At 65.2% G+C, this 24,660-nt stretch carries 19 protein-coding genes; 12 read left to right on the top strand and 7 right to left on the bottom strand.

Features of this window, described 5'->3' with window-relative positions; all coding sequences use genetic code 11:
* Window positions 1-6 precede the first annotated feature (6 nt).
* Window positions 7-1,035 (top strand): methyltransferase, encoded by a 1,029-nt coding sequence (locus tag AC1DSJ_RS02840; RefSeq protein WP_441370977.1) that lies wholly within the window; start codon window positions 7-9, stop codon window positions 1,033-1,035.
* Complete coding sequence (locus AC1DSJ_RS02835; protein ID WP_441370976.1) at window positions 1,032-2,342, top strand: MFS transporter; 1,311 nt, start codon at window positions 1,032-1,034, stop codon at window positions 2,340-2,342. Before AC1DSJ_RS02840 ends, AC1DSJ_RS02835 begins: the two co-directional genes overlap by 4 nt.
* A gap of 115 nt (window positions 2,343-2,457) precedes the next feature.
* Here AC1DSJ_RS02835 and AC1DSJ_RS02830 read toward each other — a convergent pair whose 3' ends face one another.
* On the bottom strand, window positions 2,458-3,309 hold the full coding sequence (locus tag AC1DSJ_RS02830) for an IclR family transcriptional regulator (protein WP_441370975.1): 852 nt from the start codon (window positions 3,307-3,309) through the stop codon (window positions 2,458-2,460).
* Window positions 3,310-3,507: 198 nt separating this feature from the next.
* On the opposite strand from AC1DSJ_RS02830, the gene AC1DSJ_RS02825 reads away from it, so the two are divergent.
* Window positions 3,508-5,145 carry a GMC family oxidoreductase gene (locus AC1DSJ_RS02825; RefSeq protein ID WP_441370974.1) on the top strand — a complete coding sequence of 546 codons (1,638 nt, stop codon included), beginning with the start codon at window positions 3,508-3,510 and terminating at the stop codon, window positions 5,143-5,145.
* 147 nt (window positions 5,146-5,292) lie between these two features.
* Window positions 5,293-6,633, top strand: a complete 1,341-nt coding sequence (locus AC1DSJ_RS02820) for an MFS transporter (RefSeq protein WP_175169093.1) — start codon at window positions 5,293-5,295, stop codon at window positions 6,631-6,633.
* 16 nt (window positions 6,634-6,649) lie between these two features.
* On the opposite strand, the gene AC1DSJ_RS02815 is transcribed toward AC1DSJ_RS02820, so the two are convergent.
* Genes AC1DSJ_RS02815 through AC1DSJ_RS02805 form a run of 3 tightly spaced genes read right to left on the bottom strand, consistent with a single transcriptional unit; the run spans window position 6,650 to window position 12,457 of the window.
* Window positions 6,650-8,083 (bottom strand): efflux transporter outer membrane subunit, encoded by a 1,434-nt coding sequence (locus AC1DSJ_RS02815; RefSeq protein WP_441370973.1) that lies wholly within the window; start codon window positions 8,081-8,083, stop codon window positions 6,650-6,652.
* A 5-nt stretch (window positions 8,084-8,088) separates the two neighbouring features.
* Window positions 8,089-11,238, bottom strand: a complete 3,150-nt coding sequence (locus AC1DSJ_RS02810; RefSeq protein ID WP_441370972.1) for a multidrug efflux RND transporter permease subunit — start codon at window positions 11,236-11,238, stop codon at window positions 8,089-8,091.
* Window positions 11,239-11,278: 40 nt separating this feature from the next.
* Complete coding sequence (locus AC1DSJ_RS02805; protein ID WP_054421565.1) at window positions 11,279-12,457, bottom strand: efflux RND transporter periplasmic adaptor subunit; 1,179 nt, start codon at window positions 12,455-12,457, stop codon at window positions 11,279-11,281.
* A 225-nt stretch (window positions 12,458-12,682) separates the two neighbouring features.
* Here AC1DSJ_RS02805 and AC1DSJ_RS02800 point away from each other — a divergent pair, with 225 nt between their 5' ends.
* Entirely contained in the window at window positions 12,683-13,255 is a 573-nt protein-coding gene (locus AC1DSJ_RS02800) for a TetR/AcrR family transcriptional regulator (RefSeq protein WP_054421564.1), read from the top strand.
* A 63-nt stretch (window positions 13,256-13,318) separates the two neighbouring features.
* Here the strand turns inward: AC1DSJ_RS02800 and AC1DSJ_RS02795 are convergent, their stop codons facing one another.
* The 3 genes from AC1DSJ_RS02795 to AC1DSJ_RS02785 are packed head-to-tail and all read right to left on the bottom strand — an operon-like array spanning window position 13,319 to window position 16,643.
* Window positions 13,319-14,329: an aldo/keto reductase gene (locus AC1DSJ_RS02795; protein ID WP_054421561.1), complete on the bottom strand. Its 1,011-nt coding sequence runs from the start codon at window positions 14,327-14,329 to the stop codon at window positions 13,319-13,321.
* Between the two features lie 36 nt (window positions 14,330-14,365).
* Window positions 14,366-15,421, bottom strand: coding sequence for a serine hydrolase domain-containing protein (locus AC1DSJ_RS02790; protein WP_441370971.1), 1,056 nt, complete (start codon window positions 15,419-15,421; stop codon window positions 14,366-14,368).
* A 25-nt stretch (window positions 15,422-15,446) separates the two neighbouring features.
* Window positions 15,447-16,643: a pyridoxal-phosphate-dependent aminotransferase family protein gene (locus AC1DSJ_RS02785; RefSeq protein WP_441370970.1), complete on the bottom strand. Its 1,197-nt coding sequence runs from the start codon at window positions 16,641-16,643 to the stop codon at window positions 15,447-15,449.
* A 274-nt stretch (window positions 16,644-16,917) separates the two neighbouring features.
* Here AC1DSJ_RS02785 and AC1DSJ_RS02780 point away from each other — a divergent pair, with 274 nt between their 5' ends.
* From AC1DSJ_RS02780 to AC1DSJ_RS02750, 7 genes are all read left to right on the top strand, one after another.
* Window positions 16,918-17,649, top strand: coding sequence for a GntR family transcriptional regulator (locus AC1DSJ_RS02780; protein ID WP_054422400.1), 732 nt, complete (start codon window positions 16,918-16,920; stop codon window positions 17,647-17,649).
* A gap of 107 nt (window positions 17,650-17,756) precedes the next feature.
* Window positions 17,757-19,358, top strand: a complete 1,602-nt coding sequence (locus AC1DSJ_RS02775; RefSeq protein WP_082386943.1) for an ABC transporter substrate-binding protein — start codon at window positions 17,757-17,759, stop codon at window positions 19,356-19,358.
* Window positions 19,359-19,423: 65 nt separating this feature from the next.
* A complete protein-coding gene (locus AC1DSJ_RS02770; protein WP_175169094.1) occupies window positions 19,424-20,341 on the top strand; it encodes an ABC transporter permease in 918 nt (305 codons plus the stop codon).
* Between the two features lies 1 nt (window position 20,342).
* Complete coding sequence (locus tag AC1DSJ_RS02765; RefSeq protein ID WP_441370969.1) at window positions 20,343-21,254, top strand: ABC transporter permease; 912 nt, start codon at window positions 20,343-20,345, stop codon at window positions 21,252-21,254.
* 2 nt (window positions 21,255-21,256) lie between these two features.
* Window positions 21,257-22,246 (top strand): ABC transporter ATP-binding protein, encoded by a 990-nt coding sequence (locus AC1DSJ_RS02760; protein WP_054421553.1) that lies wholly within the window; start codon window positions 21,257-21,259, stop codon window positions 22,244-22,246.
* Window positions 22,243-23,268, top strand: coding sequence for an ABC transporter ATP-binding protein (locus AC1DSJ_RS02755; RefSeq protein WP_441370968.1), 1,026 nt, complete (start codon window positions 22,243-22,245; stop codon window positions 23,266-23,268). Before AC1DSJ_RS02760 ends, AC1DSJ_RS02755 begins: the two co-directional genes overlap by 4 nt.
* Window positions 23,265-24,659: a M20 family metallopeptidase gene (locus AC1DSJ_RS02750; protein WP_441370967.1), complete on the top strand. Its 1,395-nt coding sequence runs from the start codon at window positions 23,265-23,267 to the stop codon at window positions 24,657-24,659. The genes AC1DSJ_RS02755 and AC1DSJ_RS02750 overlap by 4 nt, the downstream gene beginning before the upstream one ends.
* The last annotated feature ends 1 nt before the right edge of the window (window position 24,660 follow it).

Below are 24,660 nucleotides of genomic sequence, written 5' to 3'. Positions count from 1 at the left end.
ACGCTTATGAACCCGCACACTTCCCACCCCATGCAGCGCTATTGGGACCTGACCGCCGCCCCCATCCAGGCCGCAGCGCTGGACACCGCGCTGGAGCTCGGCCTGCTTGACCGCCTGACCGAACCGGCCAGCGCCGCCGACGTCGCCCATGCGCTGGCGCTGCGCCCCGCGCAAACCGCGCATCTGCTGGACATGATGTGGAGCCTGGACCTGCTGCACCGCATCGACGGCGACCCGGTGCAATACCTGTGCCAGCCGGAAGCGCGCAAACATTTCTGCCCGGGCCAGCCAGACTACTGCGGCGACGCGTGGCGTTATCGCCGCCGCGCGCTCACGCATTTCAGCGAACAGATGGGAGATCAATTGCGGGCGGACGGCCCGCCCATCGAACCGTACGTGCAAACCAACGCCACCGGCTGGGCGCAGGCCGCGCGCGTGCAGATCGCCCAGGAACAACGCGCCATCGCCGTCGCCGCCGCCGGCCATGCCATGGCGTGCGTGCCCGGCGCCGCCCATGCGCGGCGCATTCTGGACCTGGGCGGCGGCCCGGGTCTGATCGGGATATCGCTGGTGCAACGCTGGCCGGACGCCACCGGCGTGGTGTTCGACTGGCCCGAGACCGCTGCCGTCGCGCAAGAGAACATCATTGCTGCGGGTTTGTCCGAGCGCATGACGGTGATCGGCGGCGACCTCGCCGCCGACCCCATCGGCCAAGGCTACGACTTGATCTGGTGCTCGTCGGTGCTGCACTTCCTGCCGGACGCGCCCGCCGCGCTGCGCAAGATGCACGATGCGCTAGCGCCCGGCGGGCAGTTGCTCATGGTGCACGCCGAAGTGCCTGCGGAGGCCCACGCCGCCGCCCGCGTGCTGCCGTACTACCTGCCGATGATGCTGCTGGGCCGGCGCGTCACGCGCGCAGGCGAATTGCATCAGGCGCTGGTGGATAGCGGATTCATCGACGTGCGCGGCTTTGATTCCGACCGTTTCCCGATGGCGCCCGTGCACGTATTGACTGCCAGTAAGGCGCACGCATGAGTCCATCGTTACGCAACGGTTTGCGCCAGGCGCTGTTCGGCTGGCTGAATCTGGCGCTGACTGCACCCGGCGTCTATCTGTGGCTGGGCTTGCCGCTGGTGCTGCGCCAGCACGGCTGGTCCGGCACGGCCATCGGCCTGTTCCAACTGGCCAGCCTGCCCACCGTGTTCAAGTTCCTGCTGGCGCTGCCGCTGGACCGGCCACGGGCGGGGCGCGGCAGGCGCGGCACAAGTCGCACAAGTGGCACAAGCGGCATAAGTGGCACATGCGGCACAAGTGGCACAAGTGGCACAAGCGGCACAAGCGGCTCGTTCGGCACCCACTGCTCCCGCTACCGCGGCTGGGCCGTCGCCTTGCTGCTGATCTACGCAGCGGTGCTGTGCGCGCTGGGCTGGCGCGATTTGCTGGATGACAAGCGTGTGCTGTTCGCTTTGGCCACGGCCGCGGCGCTGGCCGGCACCTGGGCCGACGTGCCGGTCAACGCGTTGGCGATTCGCGTACTGCCCGCATCCAGCCGCGCGTGGGCCGGTGGCATCCGGTCGATGGCGCTATGCCTGGGCGCCATTGCGGGCGGCGGCCTGATGCTGGTGGCGCACGCGCGCTGGGGCTGGCAGGCGCCCTTCGCGATCATGGCGGGCGCGCTGGCGCTGGGCGCGGTGTTGACGGCGTTCGTCAGGGAAGACGACGGCAACATTGATGATGCGCCGGCGCTGAATACCGCGCTGGTCGTGGCCTACTTCAAGCGTGATGACACACGCCGCTGGCTGCCGCTTTTGGCATTACTGTTTCCGTTCATCGGATCGGGGTGGTTCTTCTTGAAGCCGCTGCTGCTGGATCAGGGGCTGGCGCCAGAGCGCGTGGCGTGGCTCGTCGGTGTGGCCGGTGGCGGGGTCGGCGCGCTGGCCAGCGCGGCGTCGGCACGCAGCAGCAAGCGCTGGCGTCCCGCCGTGACCGTGCCTGGGCATGCCGCGTTCGGTTGCGCCGCCCTGCTTGCGCTGACCGCCGCCGTCACGCTGCATGCGCCGCCCGCGGTGTTGATCGCTTGCGCCATGGGCATCGCCGCCGCCATGGGCGCCACCGCCGCGCTGGCGTTCAGCCTGATGATGGCGCACGCCCGGCCCGGTTTGCAGGCGCTGGACTATGGCATTCAATCCAGCGTGTTCTCGCTGACACGCATACTGGTGCCGCTGGCGGCCGGGGTATTGATGGATGCCGCCGGGCAAGGCGCAATGCTGGCCGCGTTGGCGGCGGCGTCGGCGGGCGTGCTGCTGCTGGCGCTGCGGTCCAGCGCAAAGCTGAGGCTATGAGATGGGGCTATGAGATGGGGCTATGACCCGGGCTATGACCCGGGCTATGACTCGGACGATGACTCGGACTATGACCCAAGCGATGGCCCGGGCTATGACCCGCCCTCGTCTTGCATCACCCCCCCGGCCGATGCAAGGCCAGCACATCATGCAGCGATTGCGCTGCGCGTTGCATCACCGGTACGGCGCGCAGCAGATCGTCCAGCATCACGCGCGCGGTCGGCGCATGGCAGGCCACGGCGGCCACCACGCGGTCTTCGCCGTCTCTTACGGGCACCGCCACCGCGCTCATGCCGCGCACGAACTCTTCGTTGTCGATACCGATGCCGCGCGCGGCCAGGCGTTCCAACTCTTCTTCCAACTGCGCCGGGTCCGTCAAGGTGCGCGGCGTGTTGCGCGTGAGCGGTAACCGCGCCAGCACGCGGCCGCGTTCCAGCCGGCTCATCGACGCCAGAAACAGCTTGCCGCTGGCCGTGCAGTGCATCGGCACGTGGCTGCCTACGGAAAAGAACAGACGCAAGGGCTCCGACGTTTCCACGCGCTCCATATAGACCACGCGGTCGCCGTCGGGCGCCGTCAGGTTGCAGGTTTCACCCAAGGTGCCCACCAGTTGCGCCAGCACCGCGCGGCAGGCGCGCGTGAATGCCGACGCACGCAACGTCGCCAGCGCCAGCGAGGTGGCTTGCGGCCCCGGCACAAAGCCGTGCTCGGTGGGGGTGGCCGCCACGAAACCCGCGCGCTGCATCGCCGCCAACAAACGCATCAAGGTGGTCTTGGGCATGTCCAGCCGTTGCGCCAGTTGCGCCAAGGTGGGCGGATGCTGCGCGCGCGCCAGATGCTCCAACACGATCAGCGCGCGTAACGACCGCGCGACCTCTTGCTGTTGGGCGGCGGGTTCCGGCGGCTCAGCGGTCTCCGTCGATGCTGCACTGCGATTTTGAAACCGAAGTTGCATGTTCCGTTCCATTTGTCTGCCCCCACGCGTGTTGTGCTTTGTTCTACGCGCCTGCTTCCTAGAATCGCCACAGATCCCGGCCACTTGGCACACCGCGCCAAGCCGGCGGGACCGACCCAGTATATAAGTGCGCCTCGCTGCGGCAAGCAGGGAAAACGCGCCGTACCGCCCGGGTTTCCCGCCCGGGCGACAACAGGGAGACAAGGCGATATGTCCGATACCGTGGATGTCATCGTGGTGGGCGCCGGCTCGGCCGGATGCGTGATGGCCAACCGGCTAAGCGCCGACGGCACGCACGCCGTCTGCCTGCTCGAAGCCGGCCCCCGGGACACGTATCCGTGGATACACATCCCCATCGGCTACGGCAAGACCATGTTCCACAAAGTGGTGAACTGGGGCTACTACACCGACCCCGACCCCAACATGCTCGGCCGCCGCATCTACTGGCCACGCGGGCGCACGCTGGGCGGGTCCAGCGCCATCAACGGGCTCATCTATATTCGCGGCCAACGCAGCGACTACGACGCCTGGGCCGATGCCGGCAACCCCGGCTGGCGCTGGGACGACTGCCTGCCCTACTTCCGCAAGCTGGAAAACAATGACTTGGGCGCAGGGCCCACGCGCGGTCTCAGCGGCCCCTTGAACGCGACCTCCATCAAAACGCCACATCCGCTGGTCGAAGCGCTGATCGCCGCAGCCGGCACGCTGGGGGTGCCGCACGTACGGGACTTCAACACGGGCGAGCAGGAAGGCGTGGGCTATTACCAGCTGACGACGCGCAATGGCCGCCGCTGCTCCACCGCCGTCGCCTACCTGCGCCCCGCCGAAGACCGCCCCAACCTGCGCGTGGAAACCGATGCGCACACCATGGCCATCCTGTTCGAAGGCGGCCGCGCTTGCGGGGTGCGCTACCGCCAAGGCGGACACATCCGCACGCTGCGCGCGCGCCGTGAAGTGGTGCTGTGCGCAGGCGCGCTGCAATCGCCGCAGCTGTTGCAGCTGTCTGGCGTGGGGCCTGCCCAGCTGCTGCGCGAATTCGGCATTCCTGTTGTGCGCGACCTGCCCGGTGTCGGTGAAAACCTGCAAGACCATTTGCAGATCCGGCTGATCTACGAGACCACCCAGCCCATCACCACCAACGACCAACTGCGCAGTTTGCACGGCCGCGTCGGCATGGGGCTGCAATGGCTGTTGTTTCGCAGCGGGCCGCTGGCGGTGGGCATCAACCAAGGCGGCCTGTTCTGCCGTGTCGACCCCGCCAGCCGCACGCCCGACACGCAATTTCACTTTGCCACGCTGTCGGCCGACATGGCGGGCGGCAAGGTGCACCCATTTTCGGGCTGCACGTATTCCGTCTGCCAGTTGCGCCCAACGTCACGCGGCCACGTCCGCCTGCGCAGCACCGACCCCTTTGCTGCGCCCGCCATGCAGCCCAATTACTTGTCCACGGAATTGGACCGGCGCATGACGGTAGCCGCCGTGCGCTATGCGCAGCAAGTGGCCGCCACCGAACCGCTGGCGGGCCTGATGAAGCGGGAATTCCGCCCAGGGCCTGACGTGCGCACCGACGACGAGATTCTGCATTTCTGCCGCGAGTACGGGGCCACCATCTTCCACCCGTCCGGCACCGCCAAGATGGGTCCGCGCAGCGATCCGATGGCCGTCGTAGACGAACGCCTGCGCGTGCATGGCGTGGCCGGACTGCGCGTGGTGGACTGCTCCATCATGCCCACGCTCGTCTCGGGCAATACCAATGTGCCGGTGGTGATGCTGGCCGAACGCGCGGCCGACTTCATGCTGGAAGACTTCAAACAGGCGCAGCGGCAGGCGGATTTGGTCGCCGCCTGAGCGTATTACCAATTACCCATTACCCATTACCCCATTCATTACCCACTCCCCACTCCCCACTCCCCAGGACGCATCCCATCCCGAAACCCCTAAGCCAGTAAGGCGCGCGGCAACGCAGAATGCCCCGCCCCACCAAAGGAGACTGCAATGCCCAAGCAAAATGAAGCCGCGGTACGCAAAGTCGTCACGGCGTCACTCATCGGCGCCACCATCGAGTGGTACGACTTCTTCCTCTACGGTGTCGTGGCCGGCATCGTGTTCAACAAGCTGTACTTCCCCACCGGCGACCCGCTCGTCTCCACCATGCTGGCCTACACCACCTTCGCGGTGGGCTTTGTGACGCGGCCGCTGGGCGGGCTGATCTTCGGCCACTTCGGTGACCGCATTGGCCGCAAAAGCATGTTGGTGATGACGCTGATGATCATGGGCGTGTCCACGTTCCTGATCGGGCTGGTGCCCACTTACGACAGCATCGGCGTCTGGGCGCCTATCCTGCTATTGCTGCTGCGCGTGTTCCAGGGCATCGGGCTGGGCGGCGAATGGGGCGGCGCGGTGCTGATGGCCTACGAATACGCGCCGCCTGGCAAAAAGGGGTTTTACGCGTCGCTGCCGCAGATCGGGCTGGCGATTGGCCTGTGCCTGGCGTCCGGCACGGTGGCGCTGCTGTCCACCTTGCTGACGGATGAGCAGTTCATGGCCTGGGGCTGGCGCGTGGCGTTCCTGGCCTCGGCAGCCATGGTGCTGGTTGGCATGTACATCCGGCTGAACATCAAGGAAACACCGGAGTTCACCGCCGTCAAAGCCAACAACGCCGAAAGCCGCATTCCGTTTTTCGACATGCTCAAGCGTTATCCGGGCAATGTTTTCAAGGGCATGGGCGCGCGCTACATCGACGGCGTGTTCTTCAATGTGTTCGGCGTGTTCTCGATTTCGTACCTGACGCAGACCGTGCAAATCACCCGCACAGAAGCGCTGACGGGCGTGATGGCGGCCGCCTTGGTGATGTGCTTTTTCATCCCTTTCTTTGGCCGGCTATCCGACCGCATCGGCCGCACCCGCGTGTACTTCTGGGGTGCGCTCATCACGGCGCTGGCGTCGTTCCCCGGCTTCTGGCTGATGCTGAACAGCCAGGGCAGCGTGATGCTGATCTGGCTGGCCATCATCATTCCCTTCGGCATCTTCTACGCCGCCGTGTACGGACCCGAGGCCGCGCTGTTCTGCGAGCTGTTTGACGCCAAGGTGCGCTACACGGGCATCTCGTTCGTCTATCAGTTCTCGGGCATCTTTGCGTCCGGCATCACGCCCATCATCGCGACTGCGCTGCTGAAAACGGGCGGCGGGCAGCCGTGGCTGATCTGCCTGTACGTGTTGTTTGCCGGCGCGGTATCGGCGTGGTGCGCATGGCTGATCGGGCGCGGCAAGCCCGCCGAAGACCCGGTCGTGCAGTCTTCGGCGCCGCTGGCGCGCCCGGGGCTGCGCAAGGCGTAACCCCGATCCGCCTGTGTCAGTCGGCTTGTGCGACGGGCGGCTGGACGCCCGTCCACCCACCGCCCAGCGCCTTGAACAAGGTCGCCAACGCGATCTGGCGCTGGGTGCTGACTTCGATGTAGGTCAGCTGATCCGTAAACGCGCTGCGCTGCGCGTCCAGATAACGCAAGTGGCTATCCACGCCGCCGCGATAGCGGGCTTCGGACAAGCGCATCGCTTCCTGACTGGACTGGGCCAACGCCAGGCGCGAGGCCTCTTCGCGGCGCAACGTGTCCGTGGCCGCCAACGCATCGGCCACTTCCTTGAACGCAGTCTGGATCGTCTGCTCGTACTTCGCCACCGCAATGTCGCGGCGCACGGTCGCCAGATCCAGGTTGGCCACGTTGCGTCCGCCCGAGAAAATCGGCAGCGTGATCTGCGGCGTGAACGACCACGCGCGCTGGCCGCCATCGAACAGATTCGACAGGTCGGCGCTGGACGATCCAAACAATCCCGTCAGCGTGATGCTGGGAAAGAACGCCGCGCGCGCCGCGCCGATGCTGGCATTGCGCGATTGCAGCTGATGCTCGGCCGCAAGAATGTCTGGCCGGCGCTCCAGCAATTCCGATGGCGCGCCCGCGGCAAGTTCTTGCACCAGCACGGGTGACGTCGCCAGTTGCTTCGGCAAGTACGGGCTCAGGTCATTCACGCCCACCAGCAGGCCCAACGCATTGCCAGCCTGGCGGACCTCGCGGTCCATGCGTTCGCGTTCAGCGCGCGCCTGTTCCGTCAAGCCCAGCGCTTCCTGGTAGTCCAGCGCCGTGGCGGTGCCGGCCTGACGCCGTTTCACGATCAGTTCCAGCGACGCCTCGCGGCTGGCCAGCGTCTGCTCGGTCACCAGCATCCGGCGCTGGGCGCTGTCGCGGGTCAGATAGGCCTGAATCACTTCGGCCACCAGGCTGATACGCGTGCTGTGCGCCGTTTCCTCGGTGGCGAAATATTCCTGCAACGCGGCGTCAGACAAGCTGCGCACGCGGCCGAAAAGATCGATCTCGAAGGACGTCAGGCCAATGCCCGCCTGATAGCTGCTCTGCACGCCGGCGCTGCCGGTGCTGTTCAAATCGCCCGGCACCCGCTGGCGCGTGCCCGTGCCTTGCGCATTGATGCCCGGCAGGCGGTCGGCGCGTTCGATGCGGTACTGCGCGCGTGCCGCTTCGATGTTCAGCACCGCTTGGCGCAGGTCGCGGTTGTTGTCCAGCGCCAGCGTCACCAGTTGGCGCAGCGGCTCGTCGGTGACGAAGGCTTGCCAATCCAGCGTGCCGGCGGCCGATGGAGCCGACGCGTCCGGCTGGCCGAACTGCGTGGGAATGGGCGCATCGGGCCGTTGGTAAACCGGCGCCATCGAACACCCGGCCAGCGCCGCCGTCAGAATCAGAGCCCCCAGGCTCCGGGGAAAATTCATTTGCATCATGACTCTCACTCCTCGGCCGTGCGCGGGGCAGGCAAGGCGTCCGGCGCCGGCTCGCTGCGCTTCTTGGGCAGCAGCGACAAGACCCAGACAAAGAAGATGGGCACAAAAATCACGCCCAGCAAGGTGGCGCTCAGCATGCCGCCGATCACGCCCACGCCCAGTGCGCGCTGGCTGGCCGCCCCCGCACCGCTGGCCAGCGCCAACGGCACGACGCCCAGGATGAACGCCAGCGACGTCATCACAATCGGGCGAAAGCGCAGCTTGGCCGCCTGAATCGCCGCGTCAGCCAGGGAATGGCCCTGCTCGCGCAGGCTCTTGGCAAACTCCACGATCAGGATGGCGTTCTTGGCCGCCAAGCCGATGATGGTGATCAGGCCCACCTTGAAGTACACGTCGTTCGACATGCCCAGCACCGTCACCGCCAGCACCGAGCCCAGCGCGCCAATCGGCACGATCAGCATCACGGACGCGGGAATCGCCCAGCTTTCATACAGCGCGACCATCAGCAGGAACACCACCAGGAACGCCAGCGCAAACAACATCGGCGCCTGTGCTCCGGCAAATTTTTCCTGATAGGACAAGCCGGTCCATTCATAGCCAATGCCGTTGGGCAGTTCGGACACGATCTTTTCAATCACAGCCATGGCCTCGCCCGTGCTGTGCCCCGGCATCGCGTCGCCCGCGATCTTGAACGCCGGGTAGCCGTTGTAGCGCGAGATCTGCACCGGACCGGTCTCCCAATCCGTCTTCACGAATGCGGACAGCGGCACCATGCCTCCCGACTTGTTCGGCACGTTCAGCATCAGAATGCTCTCGGGCGTCATGCGGTCGCGCACATCGGCCTGCACCACCACGCGCTGCAAGCGCCCGGCGTTGGCAAAGTCGTTGACCGTGGCGGAACCATAGGCCGACGAGATCGCGGTGCTGATGGTGTCAAAGCCCACGCCCAGCGCCTCGGCCTTTTGACGGTCGATGTCCAGGCGCAACTGCGGTGCATCCGCCAGGCCTTCCATCATCGCGTAAGCGATAACGGGCGAGCTGTTGGCCTTGGCCAGCAACTGGTTGCGCGCCTCGGTCAGTGCGGTGCGTCCCAAACCACCCCGGTCTTGCAAGCGCAGCGCGAAGCCGCCGGAGTTACCCAGGCCGTCGATCGGCGGCGGGTTCACGGCCATGATCGAACCGTCTTCAATCGCCGCAAAGCGCGCGTTGACGCCATCGGCCACGTCGGAGGCCGCTTCGCCCTTGCCGCGCTCGGACCAGTCCTTCAGCGTGGGGAACGCGATGCCCGCGTTCTGGCCCGTGCCCGAAAAGCTGAAGCCCATCACGGTAAATGCGTCGCCCATGGCGTCCAACGACATCAAGTGCTGCTCGACATCCGCCACGACCTTGTCGGTGCGGGTGTACGTGGCGCCCGGGGGCAGCTGTACGTCAACAATCACATAGCCCTGGTCTTCGGCCGGCACAAACGACTCCGGCACGCGCACATACAGCACGCCCAGCACCGCCACGATGGCGACGTAGATCACCATATAGCGGCCAGTGCGCTTCACGAGCCGCGTGTTCAGCGCTTCAAAGCGGCCGGTCAGGCGGTTGAAGACACGGTTGAACCATCCAAAGAAGCCTTTCTTTTCATCGTGATGGCCCTTCGGAATGGGCTTCAAGAACGTCGCGCACAAGGCCGGCGTGAAGGTCAGCGCCAGAAAGCCCGAGAACAGAATCGACACGGCCAGCGACAACGAGAACTGCTGGTAAATAACGCCCACCGAGCCGCTCATGAAGGCCAGCGGCAGGAACACGGCCGACAACACCAGCGTGATGCCGACGATGGCGCCCGACACCTGATCCATCGCCTTGATGGTGGCCTCGCGCGGGGACAAGCCCTCTTCGGCCATGATGCGTTCAACGTTTTCGACGACCACGATGGCGTCGTCCACCAGAATGCCAATGGCCAGCACCATGCCGAACATCGTCATCATGTTCACCGAGAAGCCCAGCACGGACATCACGGCAAACGTGCCCAGCAGGCAGACCGGCACGACGATCGTCGGGATCAGCGTGTAGCGGAAGTTCTGCAAGAACAGGAACATCACCAGGAACACCAGCACCATCGCTTCCAGCAGCGTGTGCACCACCTTCGTGATCGCCACGCTGACAAAGGTCGACGTGTCGAACGGCACCGAGAATTCCACGTCTTCAGGGAACGAAGCGGACAACTCCTGCAAGCGCGCCTTCACAGCCTTGACCGTGTCGATGGCGTTGGCGCCAGGCGCCAGCTGCACGGCCGCGCCCACCGACTTCTTGCCGTTCAAGCGGGTTTCGAAGTCATAGCTTTGGCGGCCAACTTCCAGCCGCGCCACGTCCGACAAGTGAACGGTGGAGCCGTCGGCGTTCGCGCGCAGGACGATGTTGCCGAATTCTTCCGGCGTGTCCAACATGCCCTTCACGGCGAGCGTTGCCGTCAGCTCTTGCTCAGGCGAACCCGGGCGGCTGCCGAAACTGCCGGCCGGCACCTGCACGTTTTGCGCGGCGATGGCCGCGTTGACGTCGGCCACCGACAGGCCCACCCCCAGCAGTTTCTGCGGGTCGATCCACACGCGCATGGCGGCTTCGGCGCCGAAGAACTGCACCTTGCCCACGCCGTTGACGCGGCGGATTTCGTTGTTGATGTGGCGCGCGGCGTAGTCGGACAAGCCCACCACATCCTTGTGCGCATCGTCGCCCTTGTACGTCAGGGCGTAGATCATCAGGAAGTTGGAACTGGCCTGCTCCACTTGCAGGCCCTGCTGCGTCACCGCTGACGGCAGGCGCGCTTCCGCTTTCTTGATGCGGTTCTGCACGTCGACCTGCGCCAGGTCCGGGTCCATGCCCGGTTCGAACGTGACGGTGATTTCAGCGCTGCCGCTCGAGCTGCTGGACGACTCGTAGTACAGCATGTTCTTCGCGCCGTTCAGCTCCTCTTCGATGACACTCGTTACCGAGTCCACCAGCACGGACGCGGACGCGCCCGGGTAGGTGGCGGCAATCGTCACTTGCGGAGGGGCTACGACGGGAAACTGCGACACCGGCAGCGACGGAATCGCCAGCAAGCCGGCCAGCGAAATGAAGATGGCCACCACCCACGCAAAATTGGGGCGGCCAATGAAAAACTTGGACATGATCTACCTTTAGGGCTACACGCGGTGCGCGGGCGGCCGATTAGTTCGTGGCACGGGCGGGAGCCTCGCCAGAGGCGGCAACGCGGGCTTGCTCGGCGGGCGCCACGCTGACTTTCTGGCCCGGCACGGCGGCCGACACGCCGCCCACGATGACGCGGTCGCCTGCGGCCAGGCCGTCAACGATGTGCCAGTCAGAACCGCGCATCGCGCCGGTCTGCACCGCACGCGACTCCACCACGTCGTCCTTGCCCACCAGCATCACTTGCGGCTTGCCATCCGTACTGCGCGTGACCGCGCGCTGCGGCACCAGGATGGCGTTGGCGTCCACGCCTTGCTGCGTCTGCACTCGCACATACATGCCCGGCAACAGCAGCACGTCGGGGTTGGCGAACTCGCCGCGCACCGACACCTGGCCGGTGGTCCGGTCCACCGCGATGTCCGAGAACAGCAGCTTGCCGCTGCGCTTTTCGTCGGTGCCGTCGATGGTGAGGGAGATGCTGGCGCCTTCGCCCTGCGCGAGGCTGCCGTCTTGCAAGGCGGCGCGCATGCGCAGCATGTCGGCCACGGGCTGGTTGAAGTCTACGTAGATCGGGTCCAGTTGCTGAATCTTCGCCATCACGGTGGCTTCGTTCTGGCCCACCAGCGCGCCTTCGGTCACTTGCGCCCGGCCGATGCGGCCAGAAATCGGCGCCTTGACCGTGGCGTAGTCCAGGTTCAGCTGCGCGGTTTCCACATCAGCCTGCGCCGAACGGCGCGCGGCCTGGGCGCTTTTCAGCGTGGTGGCAGCGGTATCGAAATCCTGCTGGCTGACGGCTTCGATCTTCACCAGCGGCGTGTAGCGCTTCAGGATCGCCTGCGCGTCGGACACGGCGGCGTCGGCCTTGGCCAGTTCGCCCTGCGCGCGCGACAACGCGGCCTTGAACGGCGCGGGGTCGATTCTGAACAGCACGTCGCCCGCCTTCACGTCAGCGCCTTCTTCGAAATTGCGGCTGAGCACGATGCCCGCCACGCGGGCGCGCACTTCCGCCACCCGCACGGGTTCAACACGCCCCGGCAACGCGCTGGTCATCGTGAAGCGCTCGGGTTGCACCGCCAGCACCTGCACCGGGCGCGGCGTTTGCGCCTGGGGCGGCTCGGACTTGTCACCGCCGCAACCGGCCAACACCAGTGCCGCCAACAATGCCGTCAAGGGCAAGCGCCGCTTCATGTGAGTTTTCATTTTTGTAACCTTGCGCCCCGCGGCACCGTCATTTACCAAGTGGGCGATGCTACCTTAATGATTGATTTGAATCAATAATGATTCATTTGATTTTGTGAAGTTCAACAAAGCGGCTTCACAAGTCTTTACTTGTCAAAATCACGAAAGTTTGTACAAAGTGAATCGCACATGCTCCAATACCCGGCAAACGGGGATTCCACACACACATATGGAAAGGGGCAGGCAATGTCTGACGAGGCGGGGCACGAACGCTTTTTAGTGGCGTTGGCGTTGGCGATGGTGGATCAGCCGCGCGCGACCTTGCAGGAACTGGCCAAGGCCGTGGGCGTCAGCAAGGCAACGCTGTATCGCTTCTGTCAGACGCGGGACCAACTGGTCCTGCGCCTCACCAAGCATTGCGCGCACGTCATGAAGAAAGCGCTGGCGGACTCGCATCTGGACTCCGCCCCGCCGCGCGAGGCGCTGCGCAACCTGATCAATCAGAATCTGGCGCACAAGGAATTGACGGCCTTCCTCATGTACAACTGGAAGCCCGACAACGAGCAGCAGCCCGACATCATGAACAGCTGGTCGGGCTACCAGGAATCGTTGGACGCGTTCTTTTTGCGCGGGCAGCGCGAAGGCGCCTTCCGCGTCGATATGACGGCGGCGGCGCTAACCGAGATGCTGTTCGGCGTGCTGACCAGCATGGTGGACGCCGAACGGCGCGGGCGCGTGGCCCGGCTGGGCATTGCGTCGGTGGTGGAACAGATGATGCTGCACGGCATCGCCACCGAACCGGCGCGCGCCCCGGCGTAGAGGCAGGCGGCGCGAGTTGCGATTGCCCGGCGCGGGTGGCGATTGCGCGTGGTGGCCTGGCGATCAGGCCGACGCGACGGGCCGCCCGAAGAACGGATAGTTGGGGTCGTTGTAGCCGTGCGTGGACGCATGGCCCGGCGTGACCCAGCCGTCAACGATCGCTTCGTCTTCCGGCGTGATCTTCACCTCAAGCGCCGCGTAGTAATCGTCCATCTGCGCCAAGGTGCGCGGGCCGGCGATGACGCCAGTGATGACCGGATTGGCCAGCACCCAAGCGGTAGCAAAATGCCCCGGCTGCACGCCGCGCGCGGCGCTGTGCTGCACCAGCTGCTGCGCAATCTGCAACGACTCTTCACGGAACTCGGTGGCCAGCATGCGGCGGTCGCCACGGCCGGCGCGCGTATCGGATGCGGGCGCCTGGCCCGGCAGATACTTGCCCGTCAACACGCCGCGCGCGATGGGGCTATAAGGCACCACGCCCAGGCCGTAATGCTTGCAGGCCGGCAGAATTTCCACCTCGGGGCCGCGATTCAGCATGTTGTAGTACGGCTGGCACACCACCGGCTGCGGCACGCCCATCTTTTCGCACAGGCGCATCACTTCCGCGATGCGCCAGCCACGAAAGTTCGACAAGCCAAAGCTGCGCAGCTTGCCCGCGCGGATCAGGTCGCCCAGCGCCCACAGCGCTTCTTCCAGATTTTCTTCGTGATAGTCGCGGTGCAGGTACAGGATGTCCATGAAATCCGTACCCATGCGCGTGAGGCTTTGCTCCACGCCGCGCATCAGCCATTGGCGCGAGTAATGCGACTGGTTCGGGCCCTTGCCCACGACGTTGCCGATCTTGCTGGCCAGCACCCAGTCGTGGCGCTGGCCTTGCAGCAGCTTGCCCACCACTTCTTCCGAACGGCCTTCGTTGTAGACGTCGGCCGTATCAATGAAATTGACGCCATGATCGCGCGCCGACGCAACAATGCGTGCGGCCTCGTCATCCGGCGTCTGTTCTCCAAACATCATGGTGCCCAGACATAGCGGCGAGACGCGCAGATTGCTGGTTCCCAGTCGGCGGGTATTCATGGCTTGATTCCTTGTTCGGGTGGCAAGGTCGGAATGTTACGCCTCTGGCGCGTCGACTGCCGCAAGGATTTTTCCGAACAGCGCGTCTGCATGCGCGGAATTCAGCCAGCGCACGATCACGACCATCTTGCGTTCGGGTTCCACCCACGTGAACGAGCTGCCCGCGCCCACGCCGAAGAAGCTGGACGCCGGCACGCTGGGGAACACGCGGCCTTCGTGGTTCAGCCAGATCAGGTAGCCGTAATACGGCGCGATGGCGCAAGGCGTGCGCATCGCTTGAATCCATTCGCGCGACAGGATCTGCTTGCCGTTGGCCTGGCCGTCGTTCAGCAGCATCTGGCCAATCAGCGCCTGGTCGCGCGCGCTGATCGACATGCCGCCGCCCCAGTGCGAACCGCCGGGCACGGACGGCATGCGCTGGCCGTCGATCTCGACCCAGGCGGTGTCATACCCCACCCATTGCCAATCTTCGCTGGCGCCGATGGGGCGCGTGACGGCTTCGCGGAAGACGTCGGGCAAGGGCTTGCGAAACAGATGCAGCAACGCGTACGACAGCTGGTTGATGCGCACGTCGTTGTATTCCCAGTACGTGCCGGGGCGTTGCAAGGGGCGCGCGTCGCCCTTCTTGCCATCGGGCGGCACGCCGAAGGTCACGGCGCGATAGCGGTCGGCCTGGTCCGATACGCCAAAGCGTTCGCCTTCCCATTCGCTCGTCTGCTGCAACAGATGGCGCCACGTGATGTCGGCGTTCTGGCCTTCATCAAAGCCGATGCCCGGCACGCGCTTGCCGACCGGTTCATCCACGTCAGGCAACAGGCCACGGTCATGCGCCACGCCCGCCAGAATCGCCAGGTACAGCTTGGCCACGCTGAAGGTCAGGTCGGCGCGCTCGGGCTCGCCCCATTCCGCCACCGTCTTGCCGTCCACCACCACCACGCCCGACACCGGGCCGCGGTCGTGGATGGGGCCCAGCAGCTTGTTCCAGGGCGGCGGGTCGTTCAGGTGTACGCCGAAGTTGCCCTTGACGCTGCGGTCCCAGGTGGATTCATGGTCGTTGGCGAACTGGATCGCCTGCTGCATAAGCGTGTTCATGGTTTCCCTTATGTTGTGTGGTGTGTCAGGCCGCAGCGCCTTCAGGCGTGCGCGCCAAGAATTCCATGGCGGCCTGCAAGCCGCCCGTGCGGTGCGGCACGCCCGCTGCCGCCAGCCCCATTTCGACGCCGGCCAGCGTGCCGCACAGCGTCAGGTCATTGAAGTGGCCCAGGTGGCCGATGCGGAAAATGCGGTCGGTAAGCTTGCCCAGGCCCTGCCCCAGCGACATATCGAAGCGGTCAAGAATGACCTTGCGCAGCGCGTCGGCGCTATGGCCTTCGGGCAGCAGCACCGCCGTCAGCGCGGGGCTGTGCGCGGATGCGTCCAGGCTCAGCAACTCCAGCCCCCAGCCGGCGACCGCCAGACGCGTCGCGCGCGCGTGGCGTTCATGGCGCGCGAACACGCGCGGCAGGCCTTCGGCTTGCAGCATGGCCAGCGCTTCGTGCAGGCCATACAGCAGGTTCGTGGACGGCGTGTACGGGAAATAGCCTTTGGCGTTTGCCGTCAGCATTTCGCGCCAGTCCCAGTAGGAACGCGGCAGTTTGGCCGTGTCGGCCGCGGCCAGCGCACGCGCGCTGACGGCGTTGAACGCCAGGCCCGGCGGCAGCATCAAGCCCTTTTGCGAACCGGCAACGGTGACGTCCACGCCCCATTCGTCGTGGCGGTAGTCGATGGAACCCAGCGAGGAAATCGTGTCCACCATCAACAGCGCGGGATGCGCCGCGCGGTCGAGCGCGGCGCGCACGGCGGCGATGTTGCTGGTGACGCCGGTAGACGTTTCGTTATGCACCACGCACACGGCCTTGATGCGGTGCTGCGTGTCTTCGGCCAGCCGCGCGCCGATCACGCTGGCGTCCACGGGATGGCGCCAGTCGCCTTCGATGTAATCCACGTCCAGGCCCAGGCGGCCGGCCAGCTTCTTCCACAGGCTGGCGAAGTGCCCGGTTTCCACCATCAGCACGCGATCGCCGGGCGACAAGGTGTTGACCAGCGCCGCTTCCCACGCACCGGTACCCGAAGACGGAAAAATCACCACGGGCGCTTGCGTCTGGAAGACGTGCTTGGCGCCTTCCAGCACGGCACGGCCCAGCGCGCCGAATTCCGGCCCGCGATGGTCGATGGTGGGCTGGTCGATGGCGCGCAAGACGCGGTCGGGCACGTTGGTCGGCCCCGGGATTTGCAGGAAGTGCCGGCCGGACGGATGGGAATTCAGGGAAAGCATGCGACGCCCCAAAGTGGAAATTTTTGTATACCAGCGAAAGTTGCGCGGCGATTCAAACGGCTTTTGGCGCCGTCCCGGCCGAGCAGGCGGACTTGCGGCATGCGCCACTCTATCCCATTGTTTTTGCACCGATAACCTAGGGTATACACCCATGATTGAAGTGCTTGCGACAGGTTTATAGTGCAAAAAAACACGGGGAAAAATTGGTATACCAATGAGCAGCAATCCTAGCCTGATGCCGAATTTGGCCGGGTCGGCACGCGCCGATTCCGCCATGCCCGACGCCCCGCCCGAGGCCGCCGCGCCGACGGCGGCGCGCGTGGCCGGCAACAGCCGGACGCTGCCGGGCGCCGTGGCCGGCGCGCTGCGCGAACGCATCATCCAAGGTGAATTCCCCCCCGGCTCCCGCCTGAACGAACGCGCCCTGTGCGACATGCTGGGCGTGTCCCGCACGCCGATGCGCGAAGCGTTCCGGGTGCTGGCGGCTGAAGGGCTGGTGCAGATTGAACCCAACCGTGGCGCGCAGGTGGTGGCGCTGTCGGAAGCGAACATCCGCGAAGCCTTTGAAGTGATTGGCGGGCTGGAAGCCATGTCGTGCCGGCTGGCGTGCGAACGCGCCACCGACACCGAAATCGCCGAGATCCGTGCGCTGACCTACGAAATGATGGCCAGCCACGCCCGCCACGATCTGCCCACGTATTTCCGCACCAACCGCGACATCCACGAACGCATCAGCCTGGCGTCTCACAACAGCCTGCTCAAGCAGCTGTACGACGCGCAGAACGCGCGCATTCAGAACCTGCGCTTCGTGTCGAACGAGAACCGTCAGAAATGGGATCTGGCGATGCGGGAACACATCGAGATGGCCGAGGCCCTGGACGCGCGCGACGCGGACCGGCTGGCGGGCATCATGCGGCAGCACTTGCAGCGCAAGTGCGAAGCCGCGCTGAAAAGCTTGAACCCCGATGCGGCGCCCAAGTCCGCGCAATCGTCCGAAACTGGTTGAGCCCACTCCCAGCGCACGGACGATAACGATAAAACCAAGGGTGGCGCGGCCCGGAGCGAGATGATGGATACGCAGTACATGTAGTGCCTTCCAGAGGAGCCTTCACCATGGCTGATTTTCGCGTCACACCGCAACGCTTCAAATCGCATCGCTTCACGTCCGCTGTATCTGCATCGCCCTTGCGCGGCATCACCCCGCTGCGCGCCCTTGCCGCCGCCCTGCTCGCTTGCGCCACGCTGGCGTCCCAGCCCGTGCTGGCTGGTAAAAAGGACGACACCTTGCGCATGGCGTATGACCAGGCGCCCGAAAGCGTCGACCCGTATTTCAACAACGTGCGGATCGGCGTCATCATCGCCGCCAACGTCTGGGACACGCTGCTCTACCGCGACCCCGTCACCAATGAGTACAAGGGGCAACTGGCCAAGAGCTGGAAGCAGATCGACGACAAGACGATGGAATTCGAGTTGCGCGAAGGCGTCAAATTCCATAACGGCGAGGAGTTCGACGCGGACTCCGTCGTGTACACGCTGAACTACGTGGCCGACCCGAAGAACAAGGCGGTGACCCAGCAGAACGTGTCGTGGATCGACAAGGTTGAGAAAATCGACAAGTACAAGGTGCGCCTGACGACCAAGGAGCCCTTCCCCGGCGCCAAGGAATACCTGTCCACCACCGTCGCCATCCACCCCGCCAAGTACTACCAGGAAGTCGGCCCCAAGGGCATGAACGCCAAGCCCGTGGGTTCAGGCCCGTACAAGGTGGTGGACTACCAGCCCGGCAAGTCCATCACGCTGGAACGCAACGCCGACTACTTCAAGGATTCGCCCAAGGCGCAACCGAAGATCGGCAAGGTCGTCATCCGCTTCATTCCCGACCGCCAGACGCAAATGGCGGAAGTCATCTCGGGCGGTGAAGACCTGATCATGAGCGTGCCGAAAGACCAGGCTGAACAGCTGGGCCAGATGCCGAACCTGCAAATGGTGACCGGCAACACCATGCGCATCGTGTTCATGCAGATGAACATCCAGGACGGCACCCCGGCGCCGCAGCTGAAAGACGAACGCGTGCGCAAGGCCATCATCCACGCGATTGACCGCGACGCCATGTTGAAGAACATCGTGGGCGAAGGCGGCGGGCTGATCAACACCATCTGCACGCCGTCGCAAGTGGGTTGCACACAAGACGGCGCGCCCACCTACAAGTACGACCCGGCGCTGGCCAAAAAGCTGCTGGCCGACGCCGGCTACGCCAATGGTTTCGACATCGACATCGTGGCCTACCGCGAACGCAACCAGACCGAAGCCATCATCAATTACCTGCAGGCCGTGGGCATCCGCGCCAAGCTGAACTTCCTGCAATACGCCGCCATGCGCGACATGATCCGCGCGAACAAGGCGGCGCTCACGCACCAGACCTGGGGTTCCAACCTGGTCAACGACGTGTCGGCGTCGACCCCCGTGTACTTCGCCTTCGGCAACGACGACGTCACGCGCGATGCGCAAGTGCGCGACCTGCTCAACAAGGGCGACCACACCATTGAAAGCGCGCCGCGCAACGCCGCCTACAAAGAAGCGTTGGACCTGATTGCGCAGAAGGCGTATGCCGTGCCGTTGTGGACGCTGCCCGCCTACTACGTAGCCACCAAGGACGTGAACTTCAAGCCCTATTCGGATGAGCTTGTCCGCTTCTGGGACATGAGCTGGAAGTAAGCGCCAGGGAATCGCCGGGCGGGCATGGCGCGCGCCCGGCGGGCTGAACCGTTAGAGGAAGTCCAATGCTTTATTTCACGATCAGGCGCCTGGGCCTGGCGGCGCTGGTGGCGCTGACCGTATCGATCCTGGCGTTCCTGCTGCTGCATCTGTCGGGCGACCCGGCGCTGGCGCTGGCCGGCGAAGGGGCGCGGCAGGCCGACATCGACATGATCCGCAAGACCTATGGGCTGGACCGGCCAATGGTGGTGCAGTACGCCGATTGGCTCTGGCACATCATGCAAGGCGATTTCGGCACGTCGGTGTACTTCAAGACCGAAGCCGGCCCGCTGATTCTGTCCAAGCTCAAGACCACCTTGCTGCTGGGCATGGGCGCACTGGCCTTTGCGCTGCTGATTTCGATTCCGCTGGGCGTATTGGCCGCCATCTACAAGGGCAGCGCCATCGACCGCCTCTGTCTGGCCATCGCGGTGCTGGGCCAGGCGCTGCCGAACTTCTTCTTTGCGCTGATCCTGATCATGCTGTTCTCGATCTCGCTGCGCATCCTGCCCGTGTCGGGCAGCGGCACCTGGCAGCATTTCGTGATGCCCGCCATTGCGCTGGGCTACTACGTGGCGCCGGCCTTCATGCGGCTGATCCGCGCCGGCATGATCGAAGTGCTGGGCGCGGATTACATCCGCACCGCGCGCGCCAAGGGCCTGCCGGCCCGCAAGATCATCTTCAAGCATGCGCTGCGCAACGCCATCGTGCCCGTGGTGGCGCTGGCGGCGGTGCAGCTGGGTTATCTGCTGGGCGGTTCGGTCGTCATTGAAACCATCTTCGCGCTGGACGGGCTGGGGTATCTGGCCTACCAGAGCATCACGTACAAGGACTATCCGGTGATGCAGCTGATCGTGCTGCTGCTGTCGGTGTTGTACGTGCTGCTGACGCTTGCCGCTGATATTGCCAACGCGTGGTTGGACCCGCGCATCCGGGTGTCCTGACATGACTACGCCTACCTTGACTCCACTTGTTCCCGGCGCTCCCGCGCCCATCGAACTGACCGCGTCCACCTTGCGCTGGCGCCGGCTGCGCCGCAACAAGGCCCTGCTGGCAGGCGGCGGCATCCTGTTCGTGATCGTGATGATTGCGCTGCTTGCCCCGTGGATTTCGCCGCACGACCCCTACTTCCAAGACTTGGCTTACCGCACTGCACCCCCCGTCTGGTACGCCAAAGGCACCTGGCTGCATCCGCTAGGCACCGACCAGCTGGGCCGGGATTATCTGTCGCGTCTTTTCTACGGCGCGCGTATTTCGTTGTTGATCGGCATCAGCGTCGCGCTGATATCAGGGCTGATCGGCACGGCCATGGGCATGGCGGCCGGCTACTTCGGCGGCAAGGTCGATATGGCGGTGTCGTTCCTGATCACGACCCGATTGTCGATGCCCGTGATCCTGGTGGCGCTGGCGACGGTAGCGATTGTCGGCGGCTCGTTGTGGGTGGTGATTCTGGTGCTGGGGTTCCTGAAGTGGGACCGCTACGCCGTTGTCATGCGCAGCGCCACGCAGCAGGTGCGGTCATTGGAATACGTGGCGGCGGCGCAAGCTGCGGGCGCGTCCACGTGGCGCATCGTCTGGGGCGAAGTGCTGCCCAACGTGGTGCCGCAGCTGATCGTGATTGCCACCCTGGAAGCCGCCAGCGCCATTTTGCTGGAAGCCTCGCTGTCGTTCCTGGGGCTGGGCGTGCAGCCGCCGCTGCCGTCATGGGGGCTGATGATCTCGGAAGCCAAGGCCTATATGTTCTTCTCGTTCTGGCTCATCGCCATTCCGGGTTCGGCGCTGGCGCTGTTGATCTTCGCGATCAACCTGGCCGGCGACGGGCTGCATCAACTGCTGACGCCTGAAGAGAGGGCCTGACCATGGCCGACAAAGAAATCGTTTTGGACGTGCAGGGGCTGACGGTCGATATCGCCACGCCGCGCGGCGCGCTGCATGCCGTGCGCGACGTGTCATTCCAGGTCAAGCGCGGCGAAACGCTGTGCCTGGTGGGCGAATCGGGCTGCGGGAAATCAATGACGTCGCTGGCCATCATGGGCTTGCTGCCCAAGGCCGCCAAGCGCACCACCCGCCGGCTGGCGGTGCTGGGCGAAGACCTGTCGGCCGCGCGCGGACGGCGCATCAACGCGCTGCGCGGCAGCAAGATGGCGATGATCTTCCAGGAACCGATGACGGCGCTGAACCCCGCCTATGCCATCGGCGAACAACTCACCGAACACTACATCCACCATCGCCACGCCAGCGCGCAGCAAGCGCGCGACCGCGCCGTTGAACTGTTGGAAAAGGTGGGCATTGCCTCGGCCGGGCAACGGCTGACGCAGTACCCGCACCAGCTGTCCGGCGGCTTGCGTCAGCGCGTGATGATTGCGATGGCGCTGATGTGCGGCCCGGAACTGCTGATTGCCGACGAGCCCAGCACCGCGCTGGACGTCACCATTCAGGCGCAGATTCTGCGCCTGCTGGCCGACCTGCAAGCCGAGCTGGGTATTGCGATGGTGCTGATCACGCACGATCTGGGCGTGGTGGCGCGCATCGCGCAGCAAGTCGCGGTGATGTATGCCGGGCAGATCGTCGAAGAAGGCCCGGTTGAAGATATCTTCGCCACGCCGCGCCATCCGTATACGCAGGGGCTGCTGGGCTGTATTCCCGTGCCTGGCCGCACGCCGCCCGGCGAATCGCTGGGCACGATACCCGGCGTGGTGCCCTCGCTGGTGGGCGACTTGCGCGGCTGCGCCTTTGCCGACCGTTGCCGCTATGTGCAACCGCAGTGCCGCGACACCATCCCCGTCTACGGCCATCCGCCCGAACAGCAATGGCGCTGCATCCGCCAAGAGGAAGGAGTTACGGCATGAGCGCGCTCTTGCAAGCTGAAGCCGTCAGCCGGCAATTTTCGATCCGCACGGGCATGTTCCGTCCGCGCAGCACCTTGCACGCGGTCAACGGCGTGGACCTATCCGTGGAACGCGGCGCGGTGCTGGGCATCGTCGGCGAATCGGGCTGCGGAAAATCCACGCTGGCCCGCATGCTGCTGGGCCTGACGCCGCCCAGCGAAGGCGCCATCAAGCTCGACGGCCAGGACATCCGGCAGATGGACCGCCGCGCGCTCGCCCGCCGCGTGCAGCCGATTTTCCAGGACCCGTATTCGTCGTTGAACCCGCGCCGCTCCATTGCGTCCATCGTGTCGCTGCCGCTGGAGGTGCACGGCATTCCCAACCCGAAGCTGCACAAGGCCATCGAGATGCTGGAACGCGTGGGGCTGCCGCCGCGTCTGGCGCACAACACGCCGGGGCAGTTGTCGGGCGGGCAACGGCAGCGCGTGGCGATTGCGCGCGCGCTGGTCATGAACCCAGAAATCGTCATCTGCGACGAGCCGACATCCGCGTTGGACGTGTCCGTGCAGGCGCAGATCATGAACCTGCTGATGGACCTGCGCCGCGAATTCAACCTGACCTATGTCTTCATCAGCCACAACCTGGCGGTGGTGGAGCACATTGCCACCGACGTGGCCGTGATGTATCTGGGCCGCGTGGTGGAATCCGCTCCCACGGCCAAGCTGTTTCACGACCCGCGCCATCCGTATACGCAGGCGCTGCTGGCTTCCGTGCTGACGCCCGAGCCCGGCCTGGGCATTCCCGACATGGGGCTGGGGCTGTCCTTTCCCGACCCGCTGCATCCGCCATCAGGCTGCCCGTTTCACCCGCGCTGCCAGTACGCCATGGCCCAATGCAAAACCGAACGGCCAGCGCTGACGCTGCGTGATACGTCGGTAGTGGCCTGCCATCTGTATCCCCCGGCATCGTCTTCCCTTGCCGCATCGAATGCGTCTTCACCGCTATCTTCGATACCCACTTCCACCGGAGCCCGACCATCATGACCCGTGAGCAAGCCATCGCCCAAGCGGAACTCTGTTTTGATTCGGGCGCCTTCCGCGCGCTGCTGGCGCGCCGGTTGGCGCTGCCCACGGAAAGCCAGAATCCCGAACGCGCCGCCGTGCTGGCGGATTACCTGGAGTCTGAAATCCGCCCGGCGTTTGAAGCGCTGGGTTTCACCTGCCGCACTCTGACGCACCCGAAGGCCCTGGCGCCCTTCCTGTATGCCGAGCGTATCGAAGACCCCGCCCTGCCCACTGTGCTGGGCTATGGGCATGGCGACGTCATCCGCGGGCTGGAAAAAGAATGGAAGGATGGCCTGTCGCCCTGGGCGCTGACCGAAGCCGAAGGCCGCTGGTACGGGCGCGGCATTGCCGACAACAAGGGGCAGCACACCATCAATATGGAAGCGCTGCGCCTGGTGCTGGAAGCGCGCGGCAAGCTGGGGTTCAACGCCAAGTACCTGATTGAAATGGGCGAAGAGACGGGCTCGATGGGCTTGCGTGAACTGTGCGCAGAGCATCGCGACCTGCTCGCCGCCGATCTGCTGATTGCCTCTGACGGCCCACGCCTGGCCGCCCAGCGCCCGACCATTTTCCTGGGCGCACGCGGCAGCCTGAACTTTGACCTGAGCATTGAAGCGCGTGCGGGCGGCCACCATTCGGGTAACTGGGGCGGGCTGATTTCCAACCCGGGCATCCAGCTGGCGCACGCCATTTCCACCATCGTGTCGCCCACCGGCCAGATCCGCATCCCGGAATGGGTGCCCGCCGAACTGCCCGCCGCCGTGCGCCGCGCGCTGGCTGACTGCCAGGTGGATGGCGGCGCGGACGGCCCCGAGATTGAACCCGACTGGGGCGAACCCGGCTTGTCGCCCGCCGAACGCGTGTTTGGCTGGTGCTCGTTTGAAGTGCTGGCCTACAAGACCGGCAACCCCGACACGCCCGTCAACGCGATTCCGCCACGCGCCTGGGCGCGTTGCCAATTGCGCTTTGTGGTGGGCGTGAACCCGGACGACCTGATCCCCGCGCTGCGCCGTCATCTGGACAGCCATGGCTTTCCGATGGTGAAGATTGCGCTGACGCGCGAATCCATGTTCTGCGCGACGCGCATCGACCCCGACGACGCCTGGGTGCAATGGGCGGTGGATTCGCTGGAGCGCACCTCGGGCCAGAAGACCGCGCTGCTGCCGAACCTGGGCGGGTCGCTGCCCAATGACATCTTCACGGATGTGCTGGGCCTGCGCACCATCTGGGTGCCGCATTCCTACCCGGGTTGTTCGCAGCATGCGCCCAATGAACATCTGCCGCCGGAACTGCTGCGTCAGGCGCTGGGCTTGATGACGGGCTTGTACTGGGACTTGGGCGCGGGCGGCACGCCGGCCATCACGCGCTGAA

The sequence above is a fragment of the Achromobacter sp. 01N37 genome, from assembly GCF_056399725.1.
Note: the sequence above shows the minus strand (reverse complement) of the source record. Positions and strands in the feature narration are given on the sequence as shown.

Bases quoted from the DNA above. Each gene is read 5' to 3' on its own strand.
- AC1DSJ_RS02840 (WP_441370977.1), top strand. From the start codon at position 7: ATGAACCCGCACACTTCCCACCCCATGCAGCGCTATTGGGACCTGACC.
- AC1DSJ_RS02835 (WP_441370976.1), top strand. From the start codon at position 1,032: ATGAGTCCATCGTTACGCAACGGTTTGCGCCAGGCGCTGTTCGGCTGG.
- AC1DSJ_RS02830 (WP_441370975.1), bottom strand. From the start codon at position 3,309: ATGGAACGGAACATGCAACTTCGGTTTCAAAATCGCAGTGCAGCATCG.
- AC1DSJ_RS02825 (WP_441370974.1), top strand. From the start codon at position 3,508: ATGTCCGATACCGTGGATGTCATCGTGGTGGGCGCCGGCTCGGCCGGA.
- AC1DSJ_RS02820 (WP_175169093.1), top strand. From the start codon at position 5,293: ATGCCCAAGCAAAATGAAGCCGCGGTACGCAAAGTCGTCACGGCGTCA.
- AC1DSJ_RS02815 (WP_441370973.1), bottom strand. From the start codon at position 8,083: ATGATGCAAATGAATTTTCCCCGGAGCCTGGGGGCTCTGATTCTGACG.
- AC1DSJ_RS02810 (WP_441370972.1), bottom strand. From the start codon at position 11,238: ATGTCCAAGTTTTTCATTGGCCGCCCCAATTTTGCGTGGGTGGTGGCC.
- AC1DSJ_RS02805 (WP_054421565.1), bottom strand. From the start codon at position 12,457: ATGAAAACTCACATGAAGCGGCGCTTGCCCTTGACGGCATTGTTGGCG.
- AC1DSJ_RS02800 (WP_054421564.1), top strand. From the start codon at position 12,683: ATGTCTGACGAGGCGGGGCACGAACGCTTTTTAGTGGCGTTGGCGTTG.
- AC1DSJ_RS02795 (WP_054421561.1), bottom strand. From the start codon at position 14,329: ATGAATACCCGCCGACTGGGAACCAGCAATCTGCGCGTCTCGCCGCTA.
- AC1DSJ_RS02790 (WP_441370971.1), bottom strand. From the start codon at position 15,421: ATGAACACGCTTATGCAGCAGGCGATCCAGTTCGCCAACGACCATGAA.
- AC1DSJ_RS02785 (WP_441370970.1), bottom strand. From the start codon at position 16,643: ATGCTTTCCCTGAATTCCCATCCGTCCGGCCGGCACTTCCTGCAAATC.
- AC1DSJ_RS02780 (WP_054422400.1), top strand. From the start codon at position 16,918: ATGCCCGACGCCCCGCCCGAGGCCGCCGCGCCGACGGCGGCGCGCGTG.
- AC1DSJ_RS02775 (WP_082386943.1), top strand. From the start codon at position 17,757: ATGGCTGATTTTCGCGTCACACCGCAACGCTTCAAATCGCATCGCTTC.
- AC1DSJ_RS02770 (WP_175169094.1), top strand. From the start codon at position 19,424: ATGCTTTATTTCACGATCAGGCGCCTGGGCCTGGCGGCGCTGGTGGCG.
- AC1DSJ_RS02765 (WP_441370969.1), top strand. From the start codon at position 20,343: ATGACTACGCCTACCTTGACTCCACTTGTTCCCGGCGCTCCCGCGCCC.
- AC1DSJ_RS02760 (WP_054421553.1), top strand. From the start codon at position 21,257: ATGGCCGACAAAGAAATCGTTTTGGACGTGCAGGGGCTGACGGTCGAT.
- AC1DSJ_RS02755 (WP_441370968.1), top strand. From the start codon at position 22,243: ATGAGCGCGCTCTTGCAAGCTGAAGCCGTCAGCCGGCAATTTTCGATC.
- AC1DSJ_RS02750 (WP_441370967.1), top strand. From the start codon at position 23,265: ATGACCCGTGAGCAAGCCATCGCCCAAGCGGAACTCTGTTTTGATTCG.